This window comes from Microbacterium suwonense, from assembly GCF_030296555.1.
Classification (GTDB): domain Bacteria; phylum Actinomycetota; class Actinomycetes; order Actinomycetales; family Microbacteriaceae; genus Microbacterium; species Microbacterium suwonense.
Genome location: NZ_AP027728.1, coordinates 1,030,154 through 1,054,865 on the forward strand (window position 1 = coordinate 1,030,154; position 24,712 = coordinate 1,054,865).

The following is a 24,712-nucleotide window of genomic DNA, read 5'->3' on the forward strand; positions in this document are numbered from 1 at the left end:
CCGCGCCGAGGTCAGCCCTGCGCCGCGCGCACCCGCAGATCCCGCGCGAGATCGTCTCTCGACTCGATCAGCAGGCGCCGCAGTGCGCCGGGCGCGTCGGTGTTCTGCTCCAGCCAGGCGTCGACGAGCGAGGTGTCCGGCGTGGCCGGAAACAGCCCCACGACCAGTCGCTGGGCGAGCTCGATACTGCGCGTCGACCAGACGTCGCGGATGCGCTCGAAGTACTCGGCGTCGAAAGACGCGATCAGATCCCGCCGGCCACCCGCCCGGAAGCCGCCGATGGTGGCGTCCAGGTGGTCGTTGGTGAGCGTCAGATCGTTCCAGGCCGCGTGCCAGGCGTCCGCGCGCGTCTGGGCATCCGGTCTAGAGGCGAGTGCGCGGATCTCTGCGGTCCGTCCGGTGGCGGTGTCGTCCTGAGCGCGTTCGGCGGTGATCTCCTCGACGGTGGCGTTCCCGGTGGTCGCCAGAGAGGTCAGCATCAGCCATCGCAGATCGGCATCCACCGGCAGACCGCGGGGCGCGTCGCCATCCAGGATGCCGCGCAGGTGATCTTCGTGGCCACCGCCGTACCCGGCTGCGGCGGCGAAGGCGCGCGCCCAGGCCAGCTGCGCGTCTCCCCCGGCATCCGCTGACTGCAGCGCTGCCCAGGTCGTGTCCACCCAGGCCCGGCTCTGACCGTCGCGAGCATCGTCGGCGACGTAGTGGCGCACCGCGAAGGCGGCGTTCAACAGCACCGCGGTGAGCAGGGCGACGTTCGATTCGGCCGGGCCATGAAGGCGGACGATGTCGAGGTAGCGCTCCGCGCCCAGCTCGCCGTCACGGGTGGCGTTCCACAGCGACGACCACACCAGACCGCGTGCGAGGTCGTCCTCGAGCGCCGACAGGGATTGCTCCACCGTGGCGAGCGACCTCTCATCGAGCCGCACCTTGGCGTAGGTCAGGTCGTCGTCGTTCAGCAGCACAAGGTCGGCATCCGGCACCTGAACCTCGGTGCGATCCTGCTCGATACCGAGCTCGATGCGCTCGCGCAGCGCGAGGCGGCCATCCTGAAGGTCGTACAGACCGATGCGCAGTCGGTGCGGGCGGGGACCTGCCGCACCACCGTCCTGCACGAGCACCCGGCGGCCCTCGGCATCCGTCTCCAGCCAGAGCGTCGCGACCCCGCTGGTCTGCAGCCACAGTCGCGCCCAGGTTCTCAGATCCTGACCGGAGACCTCTTCGAGCTCGTCGAGCAAATCCTCCAGTGTGGTGTTTCCGAACGCGTGGGCGGCGAAGTAGCGTCGGGCGCCCTCGAAGAACGCGTCCTCGCCGACGAACGCCACCAGCTGCTTGAGCACGGCGGCGCCCTTGGCATAGGTGATCCCGTCGAAGTTCAACTTGGCTGCTTCGAGGTCGGGGATGTCGGCGACGATCGGATGCGTGGTGGGCAGCTGGTCCTGCCGGTACGCCCAGGTCTTGCGGCTGTTCGCGAAGCGCGCCCAGGCGTCGGTGAACCGCGTGGCCGCCGCGGACGCGTGCGTTCCCATGTAGTCGGCGAACGACTCCTTGAGCCACAGGTCGTCCCACCAGCGCATCGTGACCAGATCACCGAACCACATGTGCGCCATCTCGTGCAGGATCGTGTTCGCCCGTCCGCCACGCTGCGCGTCGGTGGCGGCCCCGCGGTTGATGTAGGCCTCGGTGAACGTGACCAGCCCCGGATTCTCCATGGCTCCGAGGTTGTACTCGGGCACGAAGATCTGATCGTACTTGCCCCACGGGTACGGGTACGCGAAGGCATCGCTGAAGAAGTCGAGCCCCTGCCTGGTGACCTCGATGATCTCGTCGGCCTCCAGGTGCTCGGCCAGCGATGCACGGCACAGCACGCCGAGGTCGATGCGCTGATCGCCGCGCGACCACTCTCCGTCGATGCGCGCGTAGGGGCCTGCAGCAACCGACGTGATGTAGCTGGAGATCGGCAGGGTGGGCGCGAACTCGACGCGCTGCACGCCGATGCCCTCGCGCACCCGCGCCGGCGACTGGTTGGAGAGTACGTGCCAGCCGGCGGGAGCGGTGATGTCGAAGGTGTAGGAGGCCTTCATATCGGGCTGCTCGAAGCAGGCCATCACGCGGCGCGCGTCGGCCGGCTCGTACTGCGTGTACAGGTAGGTCTCGCCGTCGACCGGGTCGTGGAAGCGGTGCATGCCCTCACCCGAGCGGCTGTATGCGGCGACGGCCTCCACGCGCACAACATTGTGCGCGCTGAGACCATCGACCAGGATCCGCGCGCCGTCGTAGCGCACCTCGCGCTCACGGTCGTCGACGGTCACGCGCGTCACGGACTCGCCGATGAAGTCGATCCAGGTCGCATCCGCCGAGGCGTCGAACCTCAGCGTGGTGACCGTGGGGAATCCGGTGCGCGCCCGCTCGGGAGCGCCGCTGAGATCCAGCTCGACACGGATGTCGTGCACAGTGATGTGCGATGCCCGTTCGGCGGTCTCCTCACGGGTCAGGTTGGCGGTCACGTTGGCGGAACTCATTGATCCATCGTGACACGTCGACCCTCGGCCCGTGCAACCGTCCTGCTGCCTGCCTCAGACGGCCGCGGCGAGCGATGCCGCCTTGGCGAGCGCCCGCTCCAGATCCGCGGCGAGGTCGTCGACGTTCTCCAACCCGATCGACAGCCGGACGATGTCCGCCCCGGGACGGGCCGAGGCTGCAACCGGACGGTGCGTGAGAGCCGCAGGATGCTGGATGAGCGAGTCCACTCCCCGAGCGACACCGCATGGGTGAACAGGCGCACGGCGCCGGTGAGCGCCTCAGCGGCGCCGTATCCGCCGACCAGTCGGATCGCGATCATCGCGCCGCCGCCGCGCAGCTGCCGGCCGACGATGCCGCGGACGTCGTCGACCTCGGGGTAGAACACCTCGGCCACCGCCGGGTTGTCCTGCAGCTTCGCGACCAGCGCGCGAGCATTCGCCTGCTGAGCCTGCATCCGCACCGGCAGTGTGGCCAGTCCGCGGTGCAGCAGGTAGGCGCCGAGCGGGTGCAGCACGGCTCCGGTGATCGCGCGCACGCGCCGCAGGGCCTGAGCGGTCTCTTCGGTGCAGGCGATGACGCCGGCGATCACGTCGCCGTGACCGCCGATGTACTTCGTGGCGCTGTGCAGCGACATGGCCGCGCCCAGGTCGAGTGGGTTCTGCAGCAGCGGCGTGGCGAAGGTGTTGTCGACCACCACGGGCACGCCCTGTGCCTGCTCGACGACGGCGGCGATGTCGACCAGGTCCAGCGTCGGGTTCGCCGGCGTCTCCAACACGATCAGCCCGGTGTCTGGACGGAGGGCGGCGGCCACGGCGTCTTCGTCGCAGAACGTCACCTCGGCGCCGAGCAGACCGGAGTCCAGCAGATGGTCGGTGCCACCGTAGAGCGGACGCACCGCCACGACATGATGCTTGCCGACGGCTGTCGTGTGCGCCAGGATCATGGCGGTCGTCGCCGCCATCCCCGAACTGAACGCCACGGCCGCCTCGGCATGCTCCAGTTCCGCCAGAGCTTCTTCGAAGCGCGCCACCGTGGGGTTCCACAGTCGCGCATAGACGTTACCGCCCTCCGGCAGCGGATGCCCGCCGTTGGCCATCGACTCGTAGGAGTCGCCGCCGTGCAGGATGTCGGGCAGCGGGTTGGTCGAGGAGAGGTCGATCGGGGCGGCGTGCACACCGAGTGCGGCGAGATCGGAGCGCCCGGCGTGGACGGCGACGGTATCGGGATGGAGGGGAAGATCAGCCATGACACCAGAATGCTCTGCACAGCGACGATCGTCCACCATCCCTGTCGTTCGTGAGCGCTGTGGTCGCGTATGTTGTTGACAGACCAATGAACCCGAGTTCTGGAGAGTGGAGATTGGCAGCAGCGCATACGGTCGGGGTGGACGAGCTCGACCTTCGGATCATCGCGGCACTCTCGGCGCAGCCGGATGCACCGGTCAAGCAGCTCGCCTCGGCGCTCGGCATCCCGGCATCCACCTGCTCATTCCGGCTGCGCTCGCTGCGGTCGCGCGGGGTGATCGCGGGCCTGCGCGTGGTGATCGAGCCGGCGGCGCTCGGCGCCAGCGTTCAGGCGATGATCCGCGTACGCCTCGCCAACCACAGCAAGAGCGGCGTCGACGCCCTCTTCGACGCACTCGTCGCGACGCCCGGAGTACTGCAGGTGTTTCACATCGCCGGCGTCGACGATTTCCTGCTGCATGTGGCCGTGTCGGATGCCAGCGCTCTGCGCGACATCGTGCTGGACCACATCACCGTACACGATGTGGTGCGCGCCACCGAGACGCAGCTGGTCTTCGAACGGCGCGAGGGCGCGGGCGTGCTGCCGGCGGTCGCCGGCTAACGGCGCCCCGGGTCGCCGCGTGTCAGGCGGTGGTCGCCGCGTGTCAGGCGGTGGTCGCCGCGTCTCGGCGCGGCAGCACCCAGCCTGCGCGCGGGAAGTGGCAGGTGTAGCCGTCGGGATAGCGCACCAGGTAGTCCTGGTGCTCGGGCTCGGCCTCCCAGAACGGCCCGGGCTGCTCGATGGTCGTCACGACGGGCCCTGGCCACAGCCCGGACGCGTCGACATCGGCGATCGTGTCGCGCGCGATCCGCTCCTGCTCCGCATCGAGCGGGAAGATCGCCGAGCGGTAGCTGGTGCCGAGGTCGTTGCCCTGGCGGTTCAGCGTGGAGGGGTCGTGGATCTGGAAGAAGAACGCGAGGATGTCACGGTAGCTCGTCTTCGACGGGTCGTAGACGATCTCGATGGCCTCGGCATGGCCGGGGTGGTTCCGGTAGGTGGCGTGGTCGTTCTCGCCGCCGGTGTAGCCGACACGGGTTCCGAGAACGCCGGGTCGGCGGCGGATCAGATCCTCCATGCCCCAGAAGCAGCCGCCCGCGAGCACGGCCGTCTCGGTGCCCGGCTGGCGGGTGATCGCTCCGGTGTCGCTGGTGCCGCTGGTCATCGCTGTGCTCCTCTGGTCGGGAATCATGACCCCTCCATTCTCTCCCCTGCGTTCGGCGATCGGGGCCGAGTGGCTCTAGGTTGGTGCTGACGGCGGTGCCACGCAGGCCCGCACCGCATACCCGGAGGAAAGTCATGCGCCCGTACCTGGACAAGTCCGCGCCAGAGGTCTGGAAGGCGATCACCTCCTACTCCGCGGTCGTCGCCAAGCGGGCGCAGAGCAGCGGACTCTCGACCGAGGAGAGCGAGCTGATCAAGGTGCGTGCCTCGCAGTTGAACGCCTGCGCGTTCTGCCTGGATCTGCACTCCCGGGAGGCCAGGGAATCCGGCATCCCGCAGCAGAAGCTCGATCTGATCGCCGCCTGGCGTGAGACGTCGCTGTACAGCGAGCGTGAGACGGCGGTGCTGGCCATCGCCGAGGCGGTCACCCGGATGCCGTTGAGCGAGGAGTCCAAGGCCGATCTGGCGGGCGCTCGCGCGGTGCTCGGCGATGAGGCGTTCGCCGCCGCGGAGTGGGTCGCGCTGACCATCAACGCCTTCAACAGGATCTCGATCCTCAGCGAGCATCCGGTGCGCCCGCGCGGCATCGACGGCGAGCCGCTCGCCTGACCTCTCTGCCTGATCTCTCTGCGGCGCGCTGAGCTCACTCGCGCGGACGCAGCGTGACGGTCGGCATCGGCGGGGCCGGCAGTGCGGGGAGCTGTCCGTCGGCGTACGGGCCGAACAGCGCAGGACTTCCTCGTCCCGCGGATCGGCGGGTTCGAAACCGAGCTCGGCCTGGTAGCGGCGCCGGAACTCGACGATCTCGTCGTGGCTGCGGCCGATGAAGTTCCACCACATCACGATCTGCTCCCCCAGCGGCACTCCGCCGAGCAGGATCACCCTGGCGCCGTCGGGCCCGGCGGAGATGCGCAGCGTGTCGGCACCGGTTGGCACGTAACCCAGTTCACGATGCTGCACAGGGCTTCCGTTGACCAGGATCGAACCGGTCTCGGCGAGGGCAGCGTGCTCGAAATCGGCGCGGAGATCGAGCAGCACCTCGGCGCCAGGGTCGAGTGTCAGCTCCGCTCCGAGCAGGTCTGGCGTGCGCGTCTGGACCGGCGAGGTCGAGCCCAGCAGCGATCCGATGAACACGCGTACGCTGACGCCGGGCAGTTCCACCGGCTCGGGAACGTAGTGGGTGAAGTCGTGGTCGGAGAAGCGGGTGGCATCCGGCAGTGCGTACCAGAGCTGCACGCCGTGCAGCACGGTGGTGTCGGGAGCGCTGATCTCCTGGTGGGTGATGCCACGGCCGGCGATCATCAGGTTCAGCTCGCCGGGGAGCACAGCCGCATCCACTCCGTTCGAGTCGAGGTGGTCGATGCGCCCGGTGAACAGCCAGGAGACAGTCGCGAGCCCGGTGTGCGGGTGCCGGGGCACCTCCATCCCGCCGGTGTCGGCGACGTCGTCGGGTCCGTAGTGGTCGAGAAAGCACCAAGCGCCGACCAGGGAGCGCTGCTTCTGCGGCAGCGTGCGGTACACCGTCATGGCGCGGATGCCGCCCAGCGGTACCTCGCGCGGGGTGAGCACCTCGACATCCGTGCACAGCTGCCCGGGCTCGAGAAGACGCTCGGGAGGGTTGCGTTCCTGGTTGCTCATGCTGCTCCTCGGCATCCGTGTCCTGCCAGCGTAGCCATCCCCGCCGCGCGGGTGCCTATGCCGGCGCTACACGTTGCGGATCGCGGAGAGCACCATTCCGACCGGGATGCTGACAGCAAGGATGACGAGCAGGATGCGGTAGGCGATCAGCGGGACCCGTCGGGGTGCGGTGTCGATCCGTAAGGTCACGAGGAAGGCGATGACCAGAGCGGCCACGAGCGCCGCCGACCCGAGGATGACGACGATCGTGACGCCCGCGAGCGTCCCGCCGATCACCGCGAAGTTGCCGAGGTTCCACAGTCCGAACTGCCACCAGCCCGGTGCCGCGCGGCCCGCCTTGCGCCAGTGCTGCCGCGCGGAACCCATCGCCACCTGGGCGACGCCCACCACGAGAACGAGATACGCCGCAGCCCAGCTGCCCTTGCTCAGCTCGAGCGGGCCGGTCACTGCAGCGACCAACCCGCCGACGACGACCGCAGCGGCGCCTGTGAAGCGCATCGCTGCGGAGGAGGAGACGGATGCTGAGGTTGCCACGATTCGAATCTACGCGTGTGTGCCCTCCGAGGCGGGGCGTCGCCGGGAACGAGGCAGGAATCGACCACGAGTGTCGAAACCGAGCCGCAACTGACGCGCCGGGCTGTTCTCATCGAGATCCTCGATCCATGCCGCCCATGTCGCTGCTTGAATCGCGTCTTCACGGAAAACGCCGTGCTTCGGTGCCGGGGCATGACGAAGTTCTCTAACTCGCGGATACGTATCTGTTGGGTTGGCGACCAGAGCACTTCTAGGCAAGGCGCTTACAGCCCGCAGGCCCAACAGTCAGCGACGCACAGCCGACAGACGCGGCGGTCGCCTTCGCCTCCTGCGTCCAACCTGTGTCAATCGGGAGCGGGCGATGAGGCGATAAGGCCGATGATCCGTTCAAGCCAGTGGCGCGCCACCGCGACATCCGGCGCCACGGGAGTCTGGCCGTCGACCTCAGTCTCCGTAGAGCTTCTGATGCAGGTCACGGAGGAACGCGTCCGTGAGGATATCGGCGAGCACGAGTCGCCCGTCGGCGATGTCATCGAGCAACGCAATGCTGATCTCATCGTTGATCGCCTGTTCGGCCTCGTAAAGGTCGATCTTCTTCGGCTCATCGCCGAAGATCTCACGAGCCTGTGGGGTGAGGGCGTCTGCTTCTTCCGGGTCCAACGAGGTCTCGCCGTAGCCGGGCTCGACACCCATCAATCGCGCTGCTTGCGCGCGGCAAGGAAGCGCTCGACCCGTTCAGAGCGAGTAACACCGACCGGCACCGACCTGTTCTCCAACGCCGCCGACGCCCGCGTGGAACGCAGAGCGGCACGATGAAGCGCCTCGCGGGTGACGTCCTTGCGCTTCATATGCTCACGTCCGGGAGAACAGGATTGGTTTCATTCTATCGTGCCGGCTCCCGCTTGGCGGGGTGCGGTGCGCGCCCCGCCAGGCACTTCCCTGACCAGCAGTTGAGCGGACACCACCGTGCTCCGCGAGAATTGATCGCGATGGCGCATCCCGAAGCGGTGTGCCCGAGCCGGAAGAAGGAAGATGACATCCGAGAAGTTCGAGGCACTCGATCTACAGAAGCTCATCGCCTCACTGAGGCCCGACGCTGATCACCTGGACGATCTCTGGCGTCGCCCCGAGCCGCAGCTCCTCCCCGTCCCGACTACGGTGCGGTGGTTCCGCATCCGCATCGACCTGCAGCGCACGAAGCCGCCGGTGTGGCGGCGCATCGAGGTTCCCGGCGACATCCTCCTCCCGCGGTTGCACGAGGTGATCCAGGCGGCGATGGGATGGACCGACAGCCACCTGCACCGCTTCCGCACGAGCAATGACCGGAACCCTCCCGAGTTCCTCACGCAGTTCGACCTCGACGAGGGCGACGAGGGGATGCTTGAAGACGATGTGCGTCTCGATCAGGTCATCGCTGAGGAGGGTGATCGGCTCTGGTACGACTACGACTTCGGAGATGACTGGAAGCACGTCCTGCGCGTCGAGAAGGTGCTCGACAGCCCTCCCCCGACTCCGGTGTGCGTCGGCGGGAAGCTCGCCTGCCCGCCAGAGGACTGCGGCGGCGTCTGGGGCTACAGTGAACTCGCGGACTGGGTGCGCAGCGGCTACGACGACGCACTCAGACCCGAGGTGTTCGACAGCACTGCGGAAGGGCGCGCCTGGCTGCCCGACGGCTGGCATCCCGACGTGTTCGACATCGACGAGACGAACGAGCTCATCACCATAGTGACCGCGGAGCCGATCCCAGTCGTCGAGGAACTCGAGTCGCTGCTCGAACTGGCACGCAATCGCGGCACACACGGCCTGCGCAACGCGCTCGCGCATCCGGCCACGTCCGGTGTAACCGACGTGAGCACCGGCGATGCCGCTGACGTCACCGAGCCGTTCCGTGTGCTCCTCGACGTCGTTGGGGACGGCATGGCGCTCACCACCGCCGGGTATCTGAAGCCCGCCGCGGTCGAGCAGATCGCGCACCGCACGGGCATCACTGACTGGTGGATCGGCAAGGCCAACCGCGAAGACCTCACCTGGCCCGTCTGGGAGCTGCGCGCCACGGCGCGAGCACTGGGACTGGTGTCGGTGCGCACAGGCCGCATCGCTCCGACTCAGGCCATCGCCAAACGTAGAGATGACCCGCAGGCGATCCTGCGACACATCATCGGCCGACTCCCGCTCGGAACAACCCCCGCAGAGCGGCACGCCGGATGGATGGCACTCGCCGTCGTCGCGAGCGAGACGCCCGCTGAACTGTGGGAGTCGCGCATCAGTGAACTCCTGCTCGAGCTCGGCTGGCGCGACCGCGAGGACCCCTACCGCGCCCCCTCACCCGAGAGTCCCACGCTCGACATACTTCACCTGCTCGCGGGGGCGATGCGCGCAAACTGGCGGCCCAAGGGGGTGAACACGGCTGTCTCAGCCATCACCCGGGCCGCCATACGGGCTTGATCGTCTGTCTACCGGATCGGCTGCGGCCAGGTTCAACAGAAACCGGCACAGGTCCGTCCTACCTGTAGCGGATCCTGTCGGGTCGGACGGCGTGACGCGTGCCGACGAGGTATGCGCGCCCTGCGGCGCTCTCTCGCGTGGGCCTACTCATCGGGGACTCGCAACATCGAGCGCAGCGCGCATCCGCCCGAACGTCCCCAGCGTCTCCGCATACTCCAGCAGCAGTACCGTTTCGAGTTCGGTGCTGCCAGGTATCGGTGAAGCGCGGCGTGCGCGATCGGCTCGCCAAGGCGTTTTCGAAATCTCATGAGATCCACCGTCCTCGCCGCGTCGTAGATGCGCACCGGCTCTCCCGGCCCTGCCTCGAACGACGTCAGCCAGAGTCGAAAGAGACCTCGTCAAAGCGGAACACCATCACCGGAGGATAGGTGATTACCGGCGTATGCGACCGCTTGGGAACCGCGATCTGCGTCTTCGCGCGAGACATCAGCTCCTCGCGGGCGTCAGACTCGGTGGCACCTTCGGCACGGAGTTGCACCAGCTCGCGAGCCGTCGCGCATCCGGGCGCGTGCCAGCCATTTGCCGTTCGCGAGTTGGGTCACCTGCACCTGGCCGATCTCGCCGGCGGCGATCTTCGGCCTAGACATGACGCTGCTCTCGCTCCCAGACGAGCACGTCGTCGCGGTCGTACCTGATGTGCCGGCCGAGCTTCAGCCACGGCGGCCCGGACTTCGTGAGTCGCCCGCCTTCGAGCGTGCGCTCGGGCACGCCCAGGAGCACGGCGACCTCGGCCTGGGTCAGGAACGCGGGCGCGACCTCGATGCGTGCATGAGCTTCCAAGTCAGACAGGTTCATGGCAGCAGGAGCGGGGCCGAGTGCGTACCTCATCGGCAGAGACGACCGCGAAACGCACCCCGTGAGGGTTTCTGGTCACCAATCTGGTCACCAGGCGCCAGATCGGGCCACTCGACGGAGTGAAGAGGAGGCCGGACTTCCTAGAGAACTCTAGCGATTCGTTGCTGGGGTACCTGGACTCGAACCAAGAACAACTGAACCAGAATCAGCCGTGTTGCCAATTACACCATACCCCAAGGGCGAAACCGGAGCCTCGCACCGAGGTTCAAGCTTACCGGAGCGGGAGCGAGATCGCGAATCGCCGCGCCTGTGGGCGTGGCCCTCTCAGACCTGCACCACCTGCCCCGACTGCGCGGGCCGGATCCATGACTCGAGGTCGTACCCCTGGTCGCGCGCGGTCTCGAGGTAGGTCTCCTCCACGGCATCCGAGATCTGTGGCGTGCGCGAGAGCAGCCAGAGATGCTTGTGGTCGGGCGTGCCCACGAGCGCATGCTCATAGGCCTCGTCGATGCGCAGCACCCAGTAGTCCGCCTTCGTGAACGGAATCCAGCGCAGCGCCTCCGGCAGGAAGGTCACGCGCAGCCGCCCCGGGTGCTCCTCGTCGGGAATCGCCTCGCCGAGCGCCTGGGTGGGCTCGCCCTGATCGTCCAGGCATCGGTTGTCGACGCGCACCACTCCCCCGTCCTCCAGGGAGTACTCGGCGGTGACATCCCGCGCACCGTCGTCTTCGAACCTCAGCGGAAGCCTGCCGACCTCGAACCACAGTCCCAGGTATCGCCCCAGCTCCAGCGCCGGCACCGAACGCACCTCATCCGTCATCCTGCTCTCCCCTCTGCTTCCGACCACCGTAGGCAGTCGCCGGCAGACCGGAAAAGGGCTTGCGCAGCCGACGGCGATTCGGCTAAGAGAGCCTGTCGGCCAGCGCCCGCAGGCGGCGCAGCGTCTCGTCCTTGCCCAGCAGCTCCATCGACTCGAACAGGGGCGGCGAGACGCGGCGCCCGGTGAGCGCGACGCGCGGCGGACCGTAGGCGACGCGCGGCTTGAGTCCGAGGTCGTCGACCAGGGATGCTGAGAGCGCGGCCTGCACAGCATCCGGGGTGAAGTCCTCCACAGGCTCCAGCGCCGCCGCGCATGCGGTGAGCACCTCGGCAGCGTTCGCCGGCATACCCTTCAGCGCATCCGCCTGGTATTCGATCTCGTCGGTGAACAGGAAGCCGAGCAGTCCGGGTGCCTCCCCCAGCAGCTGCATCCGCTCCTGCACCAGCGGTGCCGCGCGGAACGCCAGCACGATCTGCTCGTGCGTGGGTTCGGCCGATCCGAACACGCCCGCATCGGCCAGGTACGGCAGCATCCGCTCGGCGAAGTCCTTGCCGTCCAGCTGACGGATGTGGTCGCCGTTGATCGACTCGGCCTTCTTCTGGTCGAAGCGGGCCGGGTTCGGGTTGACGTCGGCGATGTCGAACGCCTCGATGAACTCCTCCAGCGAGAACACGTCGCGGTCCGGCGCGATCGACCAGCCCAACAGCGCCAGATAGTTCAGCAGACCCTCGTGGATGAAGCCGCGCTCCCGGTGCAGGAACAGGTCAGCCTGCGGGTCGCGCTTGGAGAGCTTCTTGTTGCCGGTCTCGCCCAGCACCAGCGGCATGTGCGCGAAGCGCGGCACGAAAGAGGCGACGCCGGCCTGGATCAGCGCGTCGTACAGCACCAGCTGGCGGGCCGTGGACGGCATGATGTCCTCGCCGCGCAGCACGTGCGTGATGCCCATCAGCGCATCGTCGACCGGGTTCACGAAGGTGTACAGCGGCTGCCCGTTCGGACGCACCACCACGAAGTCAGGGAACGACCCGGCAGGGAAGGTCACCTCACCGCGGATCAGGTCCTCGAAGGTGAGATCCTCGTCCGGCACGCGCAGACGCAATGCGGGCTGGCGCCCCTCTGCGCGGAACGCCGCCTTCTGCTCATCGGTCAGATCGCGGTCGTAGTTGTCATAGCCGAGCTGCTTCGCTCGTCCGTTCGCCTCGTTGCGCGCGTCGATCTCCTCGCCGGTGGAGAAGCTCTCGTACACGGCGCCGGACGCCTTCAGCTTCTCGATCACCTCGCGGTAGATGTCGTGCCGCAGCGACTGACGGTATGGCGCGTGCGGGCCGCCGACCTCGACGCCCTCGTCCCAGTCGATCTTCATCCAGGTGAGAGCGTCTACCAGCTGCCGGAAGCTCTCCTCGCTGTCACGCGCAGCATCCGTGTCCTCGATGCGGAAGATCAGCTTTCCGCCGTTGTGCCGCGCATACGCCCAGTTGAACAGCGCCGTGCGCACCATACCGACGTGAGGCAGGCCGGTCGGCGAGGGGCAGAAGCGCACGCGGATGTCTGACCCGGTGGCGGTGGTGGTGAGGGGATGCACAGTAGCCATATCCCCTCGATCCTATCGGGGGCGGATGCCGCGGCCGAGACGCCCCAGACGAGTGAGACGCCTCAGGGCGTCGGGCGGATCCTGCCCAGCGGCGACAGGACGATGATCGCGATCACGAACACGAGCGCCACGACGCCGAGTCCGCCATAGCCGAACTCGGTGAGCACCCAGCCTGCGGCGGCCGCACCCGCAGCGGCCGTCAGGCTCATCAGGGAGTCGCTGAGTCCCTGGCGGCGCGGACGCATCGTCACCGTCGACGATTCAGTCAGCAGCGCCGCGCCGGCGACCGTCGCCGCGCTCCAGCCCAGGCCCAGCAGAATCAGCGCGACCATCACTCCCGCCGGGTGCTCCCCGGCGACGATCGCCGTGATCAGGGATGCCGCGAGCATCCCCTGCCCCAGCAGCACGACGCGCACCCGCCCCCAGCGGTCAGCGAGGACGCCGAACAGCGGAGACAGCCCGTACATACCCGCGACATGCAGTGCGATCGTCACTCCCACCAACAGGGTCACATCCGCGCTGGTGGTGTGCGCACCGCCGGCGTGATGTGCCATGTGCGACAGGTGGATCGGCGTCATCGCCATGACGGACGCCATCACGGCGTGCGAACCCGAGACCGCGAAGATCGCATAGCGAGCGCTGACCGGATGATCGGCGCTCGCGCCCAGCACCGACGCCTGCGAGGGCTGCCTGGCGAGGTTCAGCGCCGTCAGCAGCGGATCCGGGCGCAGTGCGACCAGATACAGCACGAGAGCGGTGGCCTGCGCCACCAGCGAGAACAGGTACGCACCGGTCAGCGGCGGCATCCCGATCGCCTGCCCCAGCAGCTCCCCGGAGTCAGCAGCAGCGGCCCCGCCACCCCGCCGACCGTCGTCGACCAGACCACCACCGAGAGATCGCGGGCACGATGCTCGGGAGAAGCCAGATCTGCGGCAGCGAATCGCGACTGCAGGTTGCCGGCGTTGCCCATCCCGATCATGACGATCCCGATCAGCAGCAGCGGGAACACGCGCAGCGCCGCGGAGAGGATCACCACGCCGACGCCCACCAACGCCAGCAGGTTCCCGGCTGTCAGCGACAGCCGCCGGCCGCGACGGGCGGCGAATCGAGCGAGCGGGATCGCGAAGGCCGCAGCACCGAGGGTGACGGATGCCGTGGCCAGACCGGACAGTGCGTCGGAGCCGGACAGATCGGCAGCCAGCAGCGCGCCGAGCGACACGGTCGACCCGAAGGCGATGCCGCCGAGCACCTGTCCGAGCGAGAGCACTCGGACGGTGCGGCGTTGCAGAGCCGCGAGATCGTCAGTGGTGAGGACGCTCACGTGCTCAGGTGCTCGGAGCCGCGTCGCGCACCGGGTTGCGCAGCGTGCCGATGCCGGTCACCTCGACCTCGATGGTGTCGCCGGCCACGACGGGTCCGACCCCTGCGGGCGTGCCGGTCATGATGACGTCTCCCGGCAGCAGCGTGAATGCCGCCGAGGCGTAGGCGATGATGTCGGCGACGGAATGGATCATGTCGGTCAGCGGCGCCTGCTGCCGCACGTCTCCGTTCACCCGCGTCTCAATGCGGGCGGATGCGGCATCGAACTCGGTCTCGATCACCGGCCCGAGCGGGCAGAAGGTGTCGAACCCCTTGCCGCGGGTCCACTGCCCGTCCTTGCGCTGGATGTCGCGGGCGGTGAAGTCGTTCCCGACGGTGTAGCCGAAGACGTAGTCCAGGGCATCCGCCGCCACCACGTTCTTGGCGATGCGCCCGATCACCACGACCAGTTCGCCCTCGAACTCCGTGCGCTCCGAGACCGCCGGACGCACGATCGCATCACCCGGGCCGATCACCGAGGTGTTGGGCTTGAGGAACAGCAGCGGCTCCTCGGGGGCGACGTTGCCGAACTCCGCCGCGTGCTCGTGATAGTTGCGCCCGACACACACCACCTTCGAGCGCGGGATCACCGGCGCCAGCAGAGCGGCATCCGCGAGAGGCACCCGCTCCCCCGTCGGCTCGAATCCTGCGAACATCGGATCGCCGTCGAGCACGACGAGATCGCTCTCGTCGACGATGCCGTATCGGATGCCGTCGCTGTGGCTGAATCGTGCGATCTTCACCCGCACAGCCTAGCTGGCCGCCCCCGCTCCCGACGAGACTCGGGGCTGTCGCCGGACACCCCGCCCTGCGGACGTCAATACCACGGGGTATGGACGGGAAGACGGGAGTCGGGGAAGGAGAATCAGGACAGGCGCAGCAGCCAGCCGTGCTTGTCTTCGCGGCGGCCGTACTGGATGTCGGTGAGCTCCTCGCGCAGCGACAGCGCCAGCTCGCCGATGGGCTGCTCGTCCTCGAAGCCCTCGCCGACCAGCGCGCCGATGGGGGTGACCACGGCGGCGGTTCCGCAGGCGAACACCTCGACGATGTCACCGGATGCCACGCCCTGTCGCCACTCGTCGAGCGAGACCGGGCGACGCTCGACGGTGAGCCCACGGTCCTCGGCCAGCTGCAGCAGGGAGTCGCGCGTGATGCCCTCGAGGATGGACTCGGATGCCGGGGTGACGACGCGGCCGTCCTTGAAGACGAACACGACGTTCATTCCGCCGAGCTCCTCGACGTTGCGGTGCTGATCGAGGAAGACCACCTGGTCGCAGCCCTTGTCATACGCCTCGGCCTGCGGCAGCAGGCTGGATGCGTAGTTGCCGCCGGTCTTGGCCGCACCCGTGCCGCCCTTGCCTGCGCGGGCGTAGTTCTCGCTGAGCCAGATGCGCACGGGCTTCACTCCGCCCGAGAAGTACGCGCCGGCGGGACTGGCGATCAGGTAGTAGGCCACCTTCTTCGCCGGGCGCACCCCCAGGAAGGCCTCCTTGGCGAACATGAAGGGCCGCAGGTAGAGGCTCTGGTCCTCTCCCGAGGGCACCCAGTCGCCGTCGAGCGCGATCAGCTCCCGCAGCGACTGGAGGAAGTACTCCGTCGGCAGCTCGGGCAGCGCCAGCCGACGTGCGCTGCGCTGCAGCCGAGCGGCATTGCGATCAGGACGGAAGGTGTGCACCGAGCCGTCGGCGTGCCGGTACGCCTTGATGCCCTCGAAGATCTCCTGCCCATAGTGCAGCACCGCGGCGGCCGGGTCGAGCGTGATCGGGCCGTAGGGCTGCACGCGCGGACGGTGCCATCCGCCGTTCTCCGACCAGCAGATGTCGACCATGTGGTCGGTGAAGTGCACGCCGAAGCCGGGTTTCTGCAGGATCTCTTCACGCTGAGCCGGGTTCTTGGCCGCGAGGTTCTTCGTCACGGTGAACGTGAGCTCACCGGTGCGGGCGCTTGTCGTGGTGTCGGTCATGTCTGTCCTCGGTCGAGATGCGGCGTCGATGCTCGCATACAGTCAGATTACGCCTGCAGCAGGGCGATCACAGCGTCGCCGATCTCGCCGGTGCTGCGCGGTTCGCCGCGGCCGGCGATGTCCTGCTCCACCGCGCGTTGCACGCGAGCGGCCTCATCACGCAGCCCGAGGTGGTCGAGCAGCAGCGCCACCGACAGGATGGCAGCGGTCGGGTCGGCCTTGTGCTGTCCGGCGATGTCGGGTGCCGACCCGTGCACAGGCTCGAACATCGACGGGAAGGCGCCATCGGGGTTGATGTTGCCGGAGGCCGCCAGGCCGATGCCGCCGGTGACGGCGCCGGCCAGATCGGTGAGGATGTCGCCGAAGAGGTTGTCGGTGACGATCACGTCGAAGCGAGCCGGATCCGTGACCAGGAAGATCGTGGCGGCGTCGACGTGCAGGTAGTCGACCGTCACATCCGGGTGTTCGGATGCCACCTGATCGACGACTCTCTTCCAGATCGCCCCGGCGTGCACGAGCACGTTCGTCTTGTGCACCAGGGTCAGCTTCTTCCGGCGCCGCTCAGCCAGGTCGAAGGCGTAGCGGACGACCCTCTCGACGCCGAAGGCGGTGTTGACGCTGGTCTCGTTCGCGATCTCGTGCGGCGTTCCCGTGCGAATGCTGCCGCCGTTGCCGACGTACGGCCCCTCGGTGCCCTCGCGGACGACGACGAAGTCGATCTGCCCGGGGTTCGCGAGCGGCCCGGGCGCTCCGGCGAAGAGCTTGGACGGACGAAGGTTCACGTAGTGATCCAGCTCGAACCGCAGCTTGAGCAGCAGACCGCGCTCGATGTTGGCATCCTTCAGCCGCGGATCCCCCGGCACCCCTCCGACCGCGCCCAGCAGGATCGCGTCGTGTGCGCGGATGGACTCCAGATCGGCATCCGTCAGCGTGTCACCGGTCTCGAGATACCGGGCCGCGCCCAGAGAGAACGGCGTCTTCTCGAAAGTGACGTCGCTGTGCTCCGTCACCGCGTCGAGCACGCGCTCGGCCTGAGCGACGACCTCCGGACCGATCCCGTCTCCCGAAATGACAGCCAGCTTCACGACGCGCGACATGGATCTCCTTGCATCACGGCCGTCCGCCGCGCGGTCGCCGCGGACTTCGATCTCAGCGTAGCGGGGGCCGCCGTGTCGCCCCGACCACGAGTCATGGTTCAGACTTCGGTGAGCTCCACCTGACGGAACAGGTCGGCGTCGATCGCCGCGCTGATGTCGGCGAGCAGCTCGTCACTGACCGGCGAATCCAGCGTCAGCACGCTGAGCGCCTGCGCACCGGCCGCCTCACGGGCGATCTGCATGCCGGCGATGTTGATGCCCGCCTCGCCGAACTTCTGACCGTACACGGCTACGATGCCCGGACGGTCGGTGTACATCATCACGACGTGGTGCTTCTCGATGGGCAGCTCGATCGCATGCTCGTTGATCGCGACGAGCTTCTCGACCTGCTTCGGGCCGGTCAGGGTTCCCGAGACGGCCAGCTGCGCGCCATCGGAGAGCGCACCGCGCAGGGTGATGATGTTGCGGTACTCCTCACTGACCTCATCCTTCAGCAGACGCACGGCCACACCGCGCTGCTCGGCCAGCAGCGGCGCGTTGACGTAGGAGACGGTGTCGCTGACCACGTTGGTGAAGATGCCCTTCAGCGCGGCCAGCTTGAGCACGCTCACGTCGTAGTCGTTCAACTCGCCGTGCACCTCGACGTCCAGGCTCGTCAGCGGCGACTGTGCGAGCGCGGAGAAGATCTGGCCGAGCTTCTCGACCAGCGGGATGCCCGGGCGCACGTACGGGTCGATCACGCCGCCGGCGACGTTCACGGCATCCGGAACCAGGTCGCCGCCGAGTGCGAGGCGCACCGAGCGAGCGACCGACACACCGGCCTTCTCCTGCGCCTCCTCGGTGCTCGCCCCCAGGTGCGGGGTGACGACGACGTTCGGCAGGCCCAGCAGTGCCTGTGCGGTGCTGCCCTCTGCGGGGGCTCGGAGGTGAAGACATCCAGTCCCGCCCCGGCGATCTCCCCTGCGACGAGGGCCTCGTGCAGAGCGGCCTCGTCGATCAGGCCGCCGCGCGCGACATTGACGACGAAGGCGGACGGCTTCATGGCGGCGAACTGCTCGGCGCCGATCATCCCGGTCGTCTCCGGGGTCTTGGGCATGTGGATGGTCAGGAAGTCCGCCTCGGCGGTGAGCTCCTCGAGCGTCACCAGCTGCACGCCCAGCTGCTGGGCGCGAGCACTGGTGACATAGGGGTCGTAGGCGATCACACGCATGTCGAAGGCGTTCAGACGGGCGGCGACGAGCGCGCCGATGCGCCCGAGGCCGACGATGCCGACGGTCTTCTCGAAGAGCTCAGCCCCCGTGAACGAGCTGCGCTTCCAGGCTCCGCTGGAGAGCGAGGCGTTGGCCGCGGGAATGCGGCGGGCGAGGCTGATGATGTGCCCGATCGTCAGCTCGGCGGCCGAGACGATGTTGGACGTCGGCGCGTTCACGACCATCACACCGGCGGTGGTGGCCGCCTTGATGTCGACGTTGTCCAGGCCGACGCCGGCACGGGCGACGACCTTGAGCTTCGGCGCGTGCGAGAGAGCCTCGGCATCGATCTTCGTCGCGGAGCGCACCAGCACGGCATCCGCATCGGCCAGCGCGGCGAACAGCGCCGGCCGGTCGGTGCCATCGACCTGCCGCACCTCGAAGTCGGGGCCGAGCGCCTCGATCGTGGCGGGCGAGAGCACCTCCGCGAGGAGGACGACGGGCTTGGATGCAGAGGTGTTCGACACAGGTATCCTTCGGGGCAGCGCACGGTGGAGGGCGGTCGATGCGCCGCACTCCGTCGGGGCGCGATCGGGACACACTTTACCGCAGGGCGAACCCGCCCGAAGACCGTGTGACGTCGTTCAGGCCCCGGTCAGCGCGGCGAGGTTGCGGATCACGTAGCTGAACGTGTCGAGCAGGAACACCGCACTCAGACCGAGTCCGGCCAGCATCGCCAGGGCGAAGGCACCCACCCCGCGACGCCGCAGGAGCACGAGCACGACGACGAAGACCACCGCGGCCACGATCGCCGGGAGCAGCAGGATGAACCAGCCGTAGCCGCTCATGCCGCCCGCCGTGATCTGGATGGCGTAGAACACCGCGGTCCAGATGATGAACGCGTAGGCGAGCCCGCCCACGCCGGTCACGGCGGCGCGCAGCACGCGAGAAAGACGCCCGGATGCGGTGGGCACGGCGCCCGCCGTGGAGACGTCGGCGTTCACAGCGCACCGCCTCCGCCGGAGACCACGAACGGCCACGGCACGAGCAGCGCCGCACCGGCGATCAGCCACACCACGCGCACCCAGTCCTTCGAGCCCCGCGTCGCCACGAGCACCGCCGCGAACCAGAGCGCCGGGGCCAGCACGGCTACCCACAGTGCCGCCTGATACAGCACGGCGGGAAGCGTGAACATCACGGGCGCCTGCATCCCGACGCCGCCGATGATCCAGCCGATCGTGTAGAGCAGGTAGATGCCGCCGAGAATGCCGAGCAGCACCAGGCTGACTGTTCCCAGCCCCTGCGGCTCGTCCTCGGCATCCGTCGCGTCTGCCGCTGCTTCTGCCGCTGCTGCTGTTGCCGGAGTGGGAACGGATGCCTGCGCTCCGTCGCCTGCGAGCTGCGGGGTCCGGGAAGCAGGAGCCCACACTGCGGGGCGAGGCGCATCGAGCGCATCGTCCCCCTCCCAGCTGAGCGCGTCGTCGTCTGCGTCGGATCTCATCCCCTCAGCGTACCGAGGTGGACTCGCCGTTCCCACTATGCTCAGTGGCGAAACCACACCGGGAGGACACCGTGGCAGAGAGCAAGAAGAAGGACGTCCGGCCGGGCGCAGCATCCGCCGCCGCCGAGCGCGGGTGGACGCCCACGCCCGAGGCCAAGAAGAAGGCCACGACGTTCCGCTGGATCGCCGCCGTGCTCTGGGCTGTCGCCATCGCCGGCGAAGCAGTGGGGATCTTCTGGCTGCTGCGCCAACGCGTCGTCACCACCGAGGGTGGACTCGTACGCGATCCGGAGACCGGCCTTCTGCAGGAGAATGTCGCAACCTCCACCTTCCCGCAGTGGGCCTTCATCACCCTGCTGGTGCTGCTGGTCGTGATCGCAGCGCTGTCCATCACCGGTTCGGTGCTGTGGAAGAAGGCCAATCGCCTGGACCCGGCCCGCAAGTCCGACACGGTGCGGTTCTTCGTGCAGAACCAGCTCGGTGCGATCATCGCCATCATCGCCTTCGTGCCGCTGATCATCCTGATCTTCCTGAACAAGGACATGGACAAGGGTCAGAAGACCACGGCCGGTGTGGTCGGCATCGTGCTCGCGGCTCTGGCCGTGTTCATCGGCGTCGACTTCAACCCGTCATCTGTCGAGAAGTACACCGCCGATCAGTCGGCGGTCATCCAGCTGCTCGGCGCGGACCAGGTCACCTGGGTGGCCGGCGGCTCCGTGTACCACGTGTGCGACCAGGTCTCCGACATCCAGACCGGCAGTGAGATCCACACTGGCACCACCGCGGAGGCCGTCGAGGCCCACAAGGAGCGACTGACTCTGAAGTTCGCCTCGGAGCTGGAGAAGTGTGGCCTGCCCGTGCCCGAGAACGCCGCCGAGATCGCTGATGCGCTGCGTCAGTTCCAGGCGGGCCAGATCACCACGCTTCCCGCACCGGTGTGGGGCGAAGGGGTCACCCCGCCGCTGCAGGTCGAGGAGGCTGTTCCGGCCGAGTAGGCGCGGCCAGAGCGCGATCCACCGCTGTACGCGCCGCGGCCACGATCGCACCGTCCGTGACGTCGAATCCTGCTGAGCCGCCGCCAGGACCGCTCGGCGAGGTGTCCGAGGACGATGCCCGTGCCGACAGATGCACCGCATCCGCACCCGCCTCGACGAGGCACCGGATGTCCTGCACCCGCACTCCCCCGCCGGGCATGACCTCCACGGCCCCCGCCGAGCGCTCCACGAGGGCGGCGATCAGCCCGAGGCCGTCGATGCTGCGTTCCGCGCCGCCGCTGGTGAGCACGCGGCGCACTCCGAGTTCGATGAGCTGGTCGATGACCGCCACAGGATCCGGCGCGATGTCGATCGCACGGTGGAACTCGACCTCGGCATCTCCGGCGGCATCCATCCAGCGACGCATGGCGTCGATGTCCACACGCCCGTCCGTCGTCATGGCGCCGATGACGATACCACCCGCTCCCCGGCGCACGGCCTCGCGCACATCCGCGGTCACCAGAGCGATCTCGTCGGCGTCGTAGACGAACCCTCCAGGGCGCGGGCGCACCAGCACGGCGACCCGCTGCGGATTCTCTGCGGTCTGCAGAACAGCGTCGATCGTCGCCGCCGACGGGGTGAGCCCGCCGGTGGCGGACAGCGCCTGGCACAGCTCGACACGATCTGCGCCGGCGGCGAAGGCCGTGCGCGCACCCGCGGCGTCCTGCACGGCGATCTCGAGCTTCACCCGCGCGGGTGCCGCGGGTGTCTCGGGTGCCTCAGGTGTCTCATGGCCGATCCCGGGGCCGATCCCGCCGCGATTCATGCGATCGTCGCCACTGCGGCCGGTGCGGAGCGCAGCCCATCGGGAACGGTGAGCACCACGGTGCCATCGGGTCGCGTGCTGCTCGCCGCGCTGGACCCGTCGGCCCATCTCGCCTCACGAGCGGCCAGCTCATCGGGCAGCACGATCTCTCCGACGGCTGGATCCAGGGCATGCACGTGCACACCATCCGCAGATGACGTGTATCGCACGGGGGTCCCGACCGGCTCGCCGAATCGGATCCACGGCCTGGTGCCGTACACGGCTCGCCCGTTCTGCTCCAGCCAGGCACCCATCTCGCGCATGGCCCGCAGCTGCAGTGCCGGTATCGTGCCGTCCGCCGCGGGCCCGACGTTGATCAGCAGATTGCCGTTCTTGGAGACCACATCGATCAGCATCCGGATCAGCTCGGCACCGGAGAGCGACTGCCGCTCGTCCTCGGCCTGGTTGAAGCCGAAGGAGTAGCCCAGGCCACGGGTGGACTCCCACGGCTCGTGCAGGATGTCGGGGATGTCGCGGTACTCCCGGGTGAGGAACCCGTGATACGGAACACCCCAGCGATCGTTGACGACGCCGTCGGGCACCGTGTCGAAGTAGCGGGACAGCAGTGCGGCCACCGCGTAGTCCTCACTCCCCTTCCCACCGTCGGGCCATTCGATGTCGTTCCAGAGCACGTCGGGTGAGAACCTCTGCACGAGCTCCTCCAGTTGCGCTGCGGAGTAGCGTGAGAAATGCTCGTCGTTGCGACGGAACCGGAACAGGTCCGTGTCGGACTCGATCGGCGGGAAGTCGCTGACGTGCCAATCCAGAGCACCGGAGTAGTAGACGCCGAACTTCGCACCGGCACGGCGCGTGGCATCGTGGATCTCGCCGATCAGGTCGCGCCGGGGGCCGCGCACTGCGGCGTTGAACCCGGTCGTGGCGGTGTTCCACAGGCAGAAGCCCTCGTGGTGCTTGGTGGTCGGGATGACGTACTTCGCCCCGGCTCCGACCAGCTCGGCGACGAAGGCGCCGGCGTCGAAGGACTGCGCGTCCCAGAGATCGGCGAGGTCCTCGTAGGACGTTCCTGGCCCGTACACCCGCTGATGACGCTCCCAGGTCGGGCTGCCCGGGATGCGGACGGTGTTGCCGTACCACTCCGCGTACTGGTGCGACGCGTAGGCGTCTTCGGCGGGGATGTTCACCCCCTCGCCGTGCTGCACCGCCCATGCCGGCACAGAGTAGAGACCCCAGTGCACGAAGAAGCCCAGCTTGGCATCCCGATACCACTCCGGCACGCCGTTGCTCGGATAGGTGGGCGCTGCCGCCCCGAAGTCGGGGCCGGTGCGCGTCTCGAAGTTCAGCATGCGGAGGTCTCCTCGCGTCGGCTCACGTGCGCCGTGAGGGGCGGGTTCCCGGCGGTGTCGAAAGGATAGACGCCGGATGCCAGGTTGTGGTGTCCCAGGCGCAGCAGATCCTGGTCGACGCCGCCGGGAGTCAAAGCCAGCGTCCAGTCTGCGGCCAGATCGTACAGTTCGGGCTCGAGGTAGCCGATCTTTACGACGACGATGTCGGCGGCTTCGGGGTCGAGCCCGAGCATCCGGAAATCGTCCAGGTGGTGGAAGGGCTTGCGTCGCGTGGTGATGATGAGGTGCAGTCCGCCGACGGCGATGACCGCCTGCGGACCGGCATCCGGGTCGCCGTCGGTGATCGAGAACACCCGACCGGTGATCTCGACGGGGCCGCTCGGCCCGTCATCGATCCGGGCGCCCGCGGTGAGTGTGACCATCTCGCCGATGCCCGCCTCGCGTGCGGCCTGCACCGCATCCGCATCGAAGATCGATGCGACCAGCGTCGTGCGGGTGCCGTCGGTCAGCTCCGGATGCGCGAGCAGCTCGGTCGCCGTCCAGGTGACATCCCCGCCCCGCCGGCGGTCGGGTTGTCGCCGGAGTCCGAGATCAGATACGGGCGCGCCGCCCCCGGTGCGAGAGCCCGATCCAGCGCGCCGTCGAGCGTCGCCGTCGGTGCGACGAACACGAAGTCGGCGCGAGCCTCCCAGAACCGCCGTGCGATCCGCTCGGCCTCCTGCGCGATCAGCTCGCGATCGTCGCCGGTGACGACGACATATGCCTGGCAGCGGGGCTCGTCGGCCCAGGCGTACCCGATCCAGATCGACGCGTCCACCACGCCGTCCATCGCCTCGATCCTCGGCAGCTCCGCGTACAGACCCGCCGCAGGCTCGAGCCGTGTGCTGGTCTTCTCACCGGGGAGCAGCACCGGGACGGGCACCCAGGCGGTGAAGGGCCGCCGCAGCACTGGATCGGCACCGTGGGGCCCGCGCAGGCGCGTGAGCAGATTCCACACCGCGCGCTCCTTGGTGTTCATCCAGTCCTCGTGCGGTGCCATACGGTAGCAGGTGAGCAGGTCCACCTGGTCGCGCAGCACCTCTGACACGTTGCCGTGCAGATCCATCGACGTCGAGATGAGCGTGTCCGGACCCAGCGCGGCGCGCACCGCGGTGGCCAGGTCGCCCTCGGCATCCGTCATTCCGATGACGCTCATGGCGCCGTGGATGTCGAAGAAGAAGCCGTCGAAGGCGCCGTCGGTGCGGATGCTGTCGCGGATGCCGTCGACGATCGCGGACTTCATCCGCGCGTACGTCTCGGCCGCCACCGCTCCCCCGGGCAGCGAGCGGCCGTGGTACATGGGTGTCCAGCGCGCGGCGGCGCGCAGTTCCCGTCCCTCGTCGAGGAACGGGTAGTAGCCGAGAAGGTCTGCGCCGGTACGGATCGTGAACGCCTCATCGCCGGAGACGTGCGGCGAGAACGTGCTCGACTCGATCGAGATCCCGGCTATGCCGATCCGCGGTGCGGCGAGACCGCCGTCGGCGACGGCAGGCAGCGGACCCATCCAGATCTCACTGGCTTCGGGACGAATGGTCACGGGGACTCCTCAGATTTCGGGGCTGTCGGGGTGCGG

At 68.3% G+C, this 24,712-nt stretch carries 21 protein-coding genes, 1 tRNA gene and 4 pseudogenes; 4 read left to right on the forward strand and 22 right to left on the reverse strand.

The window, feature by feature from the left end:
* Positions 1–11 precede the first annotated feature (11 nt).
* Together pepN and QUE33_RS05255 are read right to left on the reverse strand one after the other, a co-directional pair.
* Positions 12–2,519: an aminopeptidase N gene (pepN, locus tag QUE33_RS05250; RefSeq protein WP_286302334.1), complete on the reverse strand. Its 2,508-nt coding sequence runs from the start codon at positions 2,517–2,519 to the stop codon at positions 12–14.
* 54 nt (positions 2,520–2,573) lie between these two features.
* Positions 2,574–3,766 (reverse strand): annotated as a pseudogene (locus tag QUE33_RS05255) (trans-sulfuration enzyme family protein).
* Between the two features lie 137 nt (positions 3,767–3,903).
* Here QUE33_RS05255 and QUE33_RS05260 point away from each other — a divergent pair.
* The gene (locus tag QUE33_RS05260) at positions 3,904–4,365 is read left to right on the forward strand and encodes an Lrp/AsnC family transcriptional regulator (RefSeq protein ID WP_286302336.1); all 462 of its coding nucleotides are present in this window, start codon (positions 3,904–3,906) and stop codon (positions 4,363–4,365) included.
* A gap of 43 nt (positions 4,366–4,408) precedes the next feature.
* Here the strand turns inward: QUE33_RS05260 and msrA are convergent, their stop codons facing one another.
* On the reverse strand, positions 4,409–4,966 hold the full coding sequence (gene msrA, locus QUE33_RS05265) for a peptide-methionine (S)-S-oxide reductase MsrA (RefSeq protein WP_286302338.1): 558 nt from the start codon (positions 4,964–4,966) through the stop codon (positions 4,409–4,411).
* Between the two features lie 134 nt (positions 4,967–5,100).
* Here msrA and QUE33_RS05270 point away from each other — a divergent pair, with 134 nt between their 5' ends.
* The gene (locus QUE33_RS05270; protein WP_286302339.1) at positions 5,101–5,574 is read left to right on the forward strand and encodes a carboxymuconolactone decarboxylase family protein; all 474 of its coding nucleotides are present in this window, start codon (positions 5,101–5,103) and stop codon (positions 5,572–5,574) included.
* 225 nt (positions 5,575–5,799) lie between these two features.
* Here the strand turns inward: QUE33_RS05270 and QUE33_RS05275 are convergent.
* From QUE33_RS05275 to QUE33_RS05290, 4 genes and pseudogenes are all read right to left on the reverse strand, one after another.
* A pseudogene (locus QUE33_RS05275) lies at positions 5,800–6,618 on the reverse strand (pirin family protein); the annotation flags it as partial.
* Positions 6,619–6,669: 51 nt separating this feature from the next.
* On the reverse strand, positions 6,670–7,137 hold the full coding sequence (locus QUE33_RS05280; protein WP_286302340.1) for a hypothetical protein: 468 nt from the start codon (positions 7,135–7,137) through the stop codon (positions 6,670–6,672).
* A 444-nt stretch (positions 7,138–7,581) separates the two neighbouring features.
* Positions 7,582–7,830: a hypothetical protein gene (locus tag QUE33_RS05285; RefSeq protein WP_286302341.1), complete on the reverse strand. Its 249-nt coding sequence runs from the start codon at positions 7,828–7,830 to the stop codon at positions 7,582–7,584.
* Positions 7,830–7,985, reverse strand: coding sequence for a hypothetical protein (locus QUE33_RS05290; protein WP_286302342.1), 156 nt, complete (start codon positions 7,983–7,985; stop codon positions 7,830–7,832). Before QUE33_RS05290 ends, QUE33_RS05285 begins: the two co-directional genes overlap by 1 nt.
* 184 nt (positions 7,986–8,169) lie before the next feature.
* Here QUE33_RS05290 and QUE33_RS05295 point away from each other — a divergent pair, with 184 nt between their 5' ends.
* On the forward strand, positions 8,170–9,582 hold the full coding sequence (locus QUE33_RS05295) for a plasmid pRiA4b ORF-3 family protein (protein WP_286302343.1): 1,413 nt from the start codon (positions 8,170–8,172) through the stop codon (positions 9,580–9,582).
* Between the two features lie 639 nt (positions 9,583–10,221).
* Here QUE33_RS05295 and QUE33_RS05300 read toward each other — a convergent pair.
* From QUE33_RS05300 to QUE33_RS05350, 11 genes and pseudogenes are all read right to left on the reverse strand, one after another.
* Positions 10,222–10,437, reverse strand: coding sequence for a helix-turn-helix domain-containing protein (locus QUE33_RS05300; RefSeq protein ID WP_286302344.1), 216 nt, complete (start codon positions 10,435–10,437; stop codon positions 10,222–10,224).
* Between the two features lie 164 nt (positions 10,438–10,601).
* Positions 10,602–10,673 (reverse strand) — tRNA-Gln (locus QUE33_RS05305).
* Positions 10,674–10,761: 88 nt separating this feature from the next.
* Positions 10,762–11,256: a lipocalin family protein gene (locus QUE33_RS05310; RefSeq protein WP_286302345.1), complete on the reverse strand. Its 495-nt coding sequence runs from the start codon at positions 11,254–11,256 to the stop codon at positions 10,762–10,764.
* Positions 11,257–11,338: 82 nt separating this feature from the next.
* Positions 11,339–12,847 carry a glutamate--tRNA ligase gene (gltX, locus tag QUE33_RS05315; protein ID WP_286302346.1) on the reverse strand — a complete coding sequence of 503 codons (1,509 nt, stop codon included), beginning with the start codon at positions 12,845–12,847 and terminating at the stop codon, positions 11,339–11,341.
* A gap of 62 nt (positions 12,848–12,909) precedes the next feature.
* Positions 12,910–14,168 (reverse strand): annotated as a pseudogene (locus QUE33_RS16370) (MFS transporter).
* Positions 14,169–14,172: 4 nt separating this feature from the next.
* A complete protein-coding gene (locus QUE33_RS05325; RefSeq protein WP_286302347.1) occupies positions 14,173–14,949 on the reverse strand; it encodes a fumarylacetoacetate hydrolase family protein in 777 nt (258 codons plus the stop codon).
* 122 nt (positions 14,950–15,071) lie between these two features.
* A complete protein-coding gene (locus QUE33_RS05330) occupies positions 15,072–16,169 on the reverse strand; it encodes a branched-chain amino acid aminotransferase (RefSeq protein ID WP_286302348.1) in 1,098 nt (365 codons plus the stop codon).
* 47 nt (positions 16,170–16,216) lie between these two features.
* Positions 16,217–17,266, reverse strand: coding sequence for a 3-isopropylmalate dehydrogenase (locus QUE33_RS05335; protein WP_286302349.1), 1,050 nt, complete (start codon positions 17,264–17,266; stop codon positions 16,217–16,219).
* 98 nt (positions 17,267–17,364) lie between these two features.
* A pseudogene (gene serA, locus QUE33_RS05340) lies at positions 17,365–18,983 on the reverse strand (phosphoglycerate dehydrogenase).
* Positions 18,984–19,100: 117 nt separating this feature from the next.
* Positions 19,101–19,460, reverse strand: coding sequence for a hypothetical protein (locus tag QUE33_RS05345; protein WP_286302350.1), 360 nt, complete (start codon positions 19,458–19,460; stop codon positions 19,101–19,103).
* Positions 19,457–19,957: a DNA polymerase III subunit gamma/tau gene (locus QUE33_RS05350; protein WP_286302351.1), complete on the reverse strand. Its 501-nt coding sequence runs from the start codon at positions 19,955–19,957 to the stop codon at positions 19,457–19,459. The genes QUE33_RS05345 and QUE33_RS05350 overlap by 4 nt, the downstream gene beginning before the upstream one ends.
* Before the next feature lie 71 nt (positions 19,958–20,028).
* Between QUE33_RS05350 and QUE33_RS05355 the strand changes: the two genes are divergently transcribed.
* Positions 20,029–20,952 (forward strand): hypothetical protein, encoded by a 924-nt coding sequence (locus tag QUE33_RS05355; RefSeq protein ID WP_286302352.1) that lies wholly within the window; start codon positions 20,029–20,031, stop codon positions 20,950–20,952.
* On the opposite strand, the gene QUE33_RS05360 is transcribed toward QUE33_RS05355, so the two are convergent.
* Genes QUE33_RS05360 through QUE33_RS05375 form a run of 4 tightly spaced genes read right to left on the reverse strand, consistent with a single transcriptional unit; the run spans position 20,909 to position 24,676 of the window.
* The gene (locus tag QUE33_RS05360) at positions 20,909–21,757 is read right to left on the reverse strand and encodes a copper homeostasis protein CutC (protein ID WP_286302353.1); all 849 of its coding nucleotides are present in this window, start codon (positions 21,755–21,757) and stop codon (positions 20,909–20,911) included. The genes QUE33_RS05355 and QUE33_RS05360 overlap by 44 nt on opposite strands.
* Complete coding sequence (locus QUE33_RS05365) at positions 21,754–23,100, reverse strand: alpha-L-fucosidase (RefSeq protein WP_286302354.1); 1,347 nt, start codon at positions 23,098–23,100, stop codon at positions 21,754–21,756. The genes QUE33_RS05360 and QUE33_RS05365 overlap by 4 nt, the downstream gene beginning before the upstream one ends.
* Positions 23,094–23,627 carry an MlrC C-terminal domain-containing protein gene (locus QUE33_RS05370; RefSeq protein WP_350226551.1) on the reverse strand — a complete coding sequence of 178 codons (534 nt, stop codon included), beginning with the start codon at positions 23,625–23,627 and terminating at the stop codon, positions 23,094–23,096. The genes QUE33_RS05365 and QUE33_RS05370 overlap by 7 nt, the downstream gene beginning before the upstream one ends.
* On the reverse strand, positions 23,606–24,676 hold the full coding sequence (locus QUE33_RS05375) for a M81 family metallopeptidase (protein WP_286302355.1): 1,071 nt from the start codon (positions 24,674–24,676) through the stop codon (positions 23,606–23,608). The genes QUE33_RS05370 and QUE33_RS05375 overlap by 22 nt, the downstream gene beginning before the upstream one ends.
* Positions 24,677–24,712: the final 36 nt, after the last annotated feature.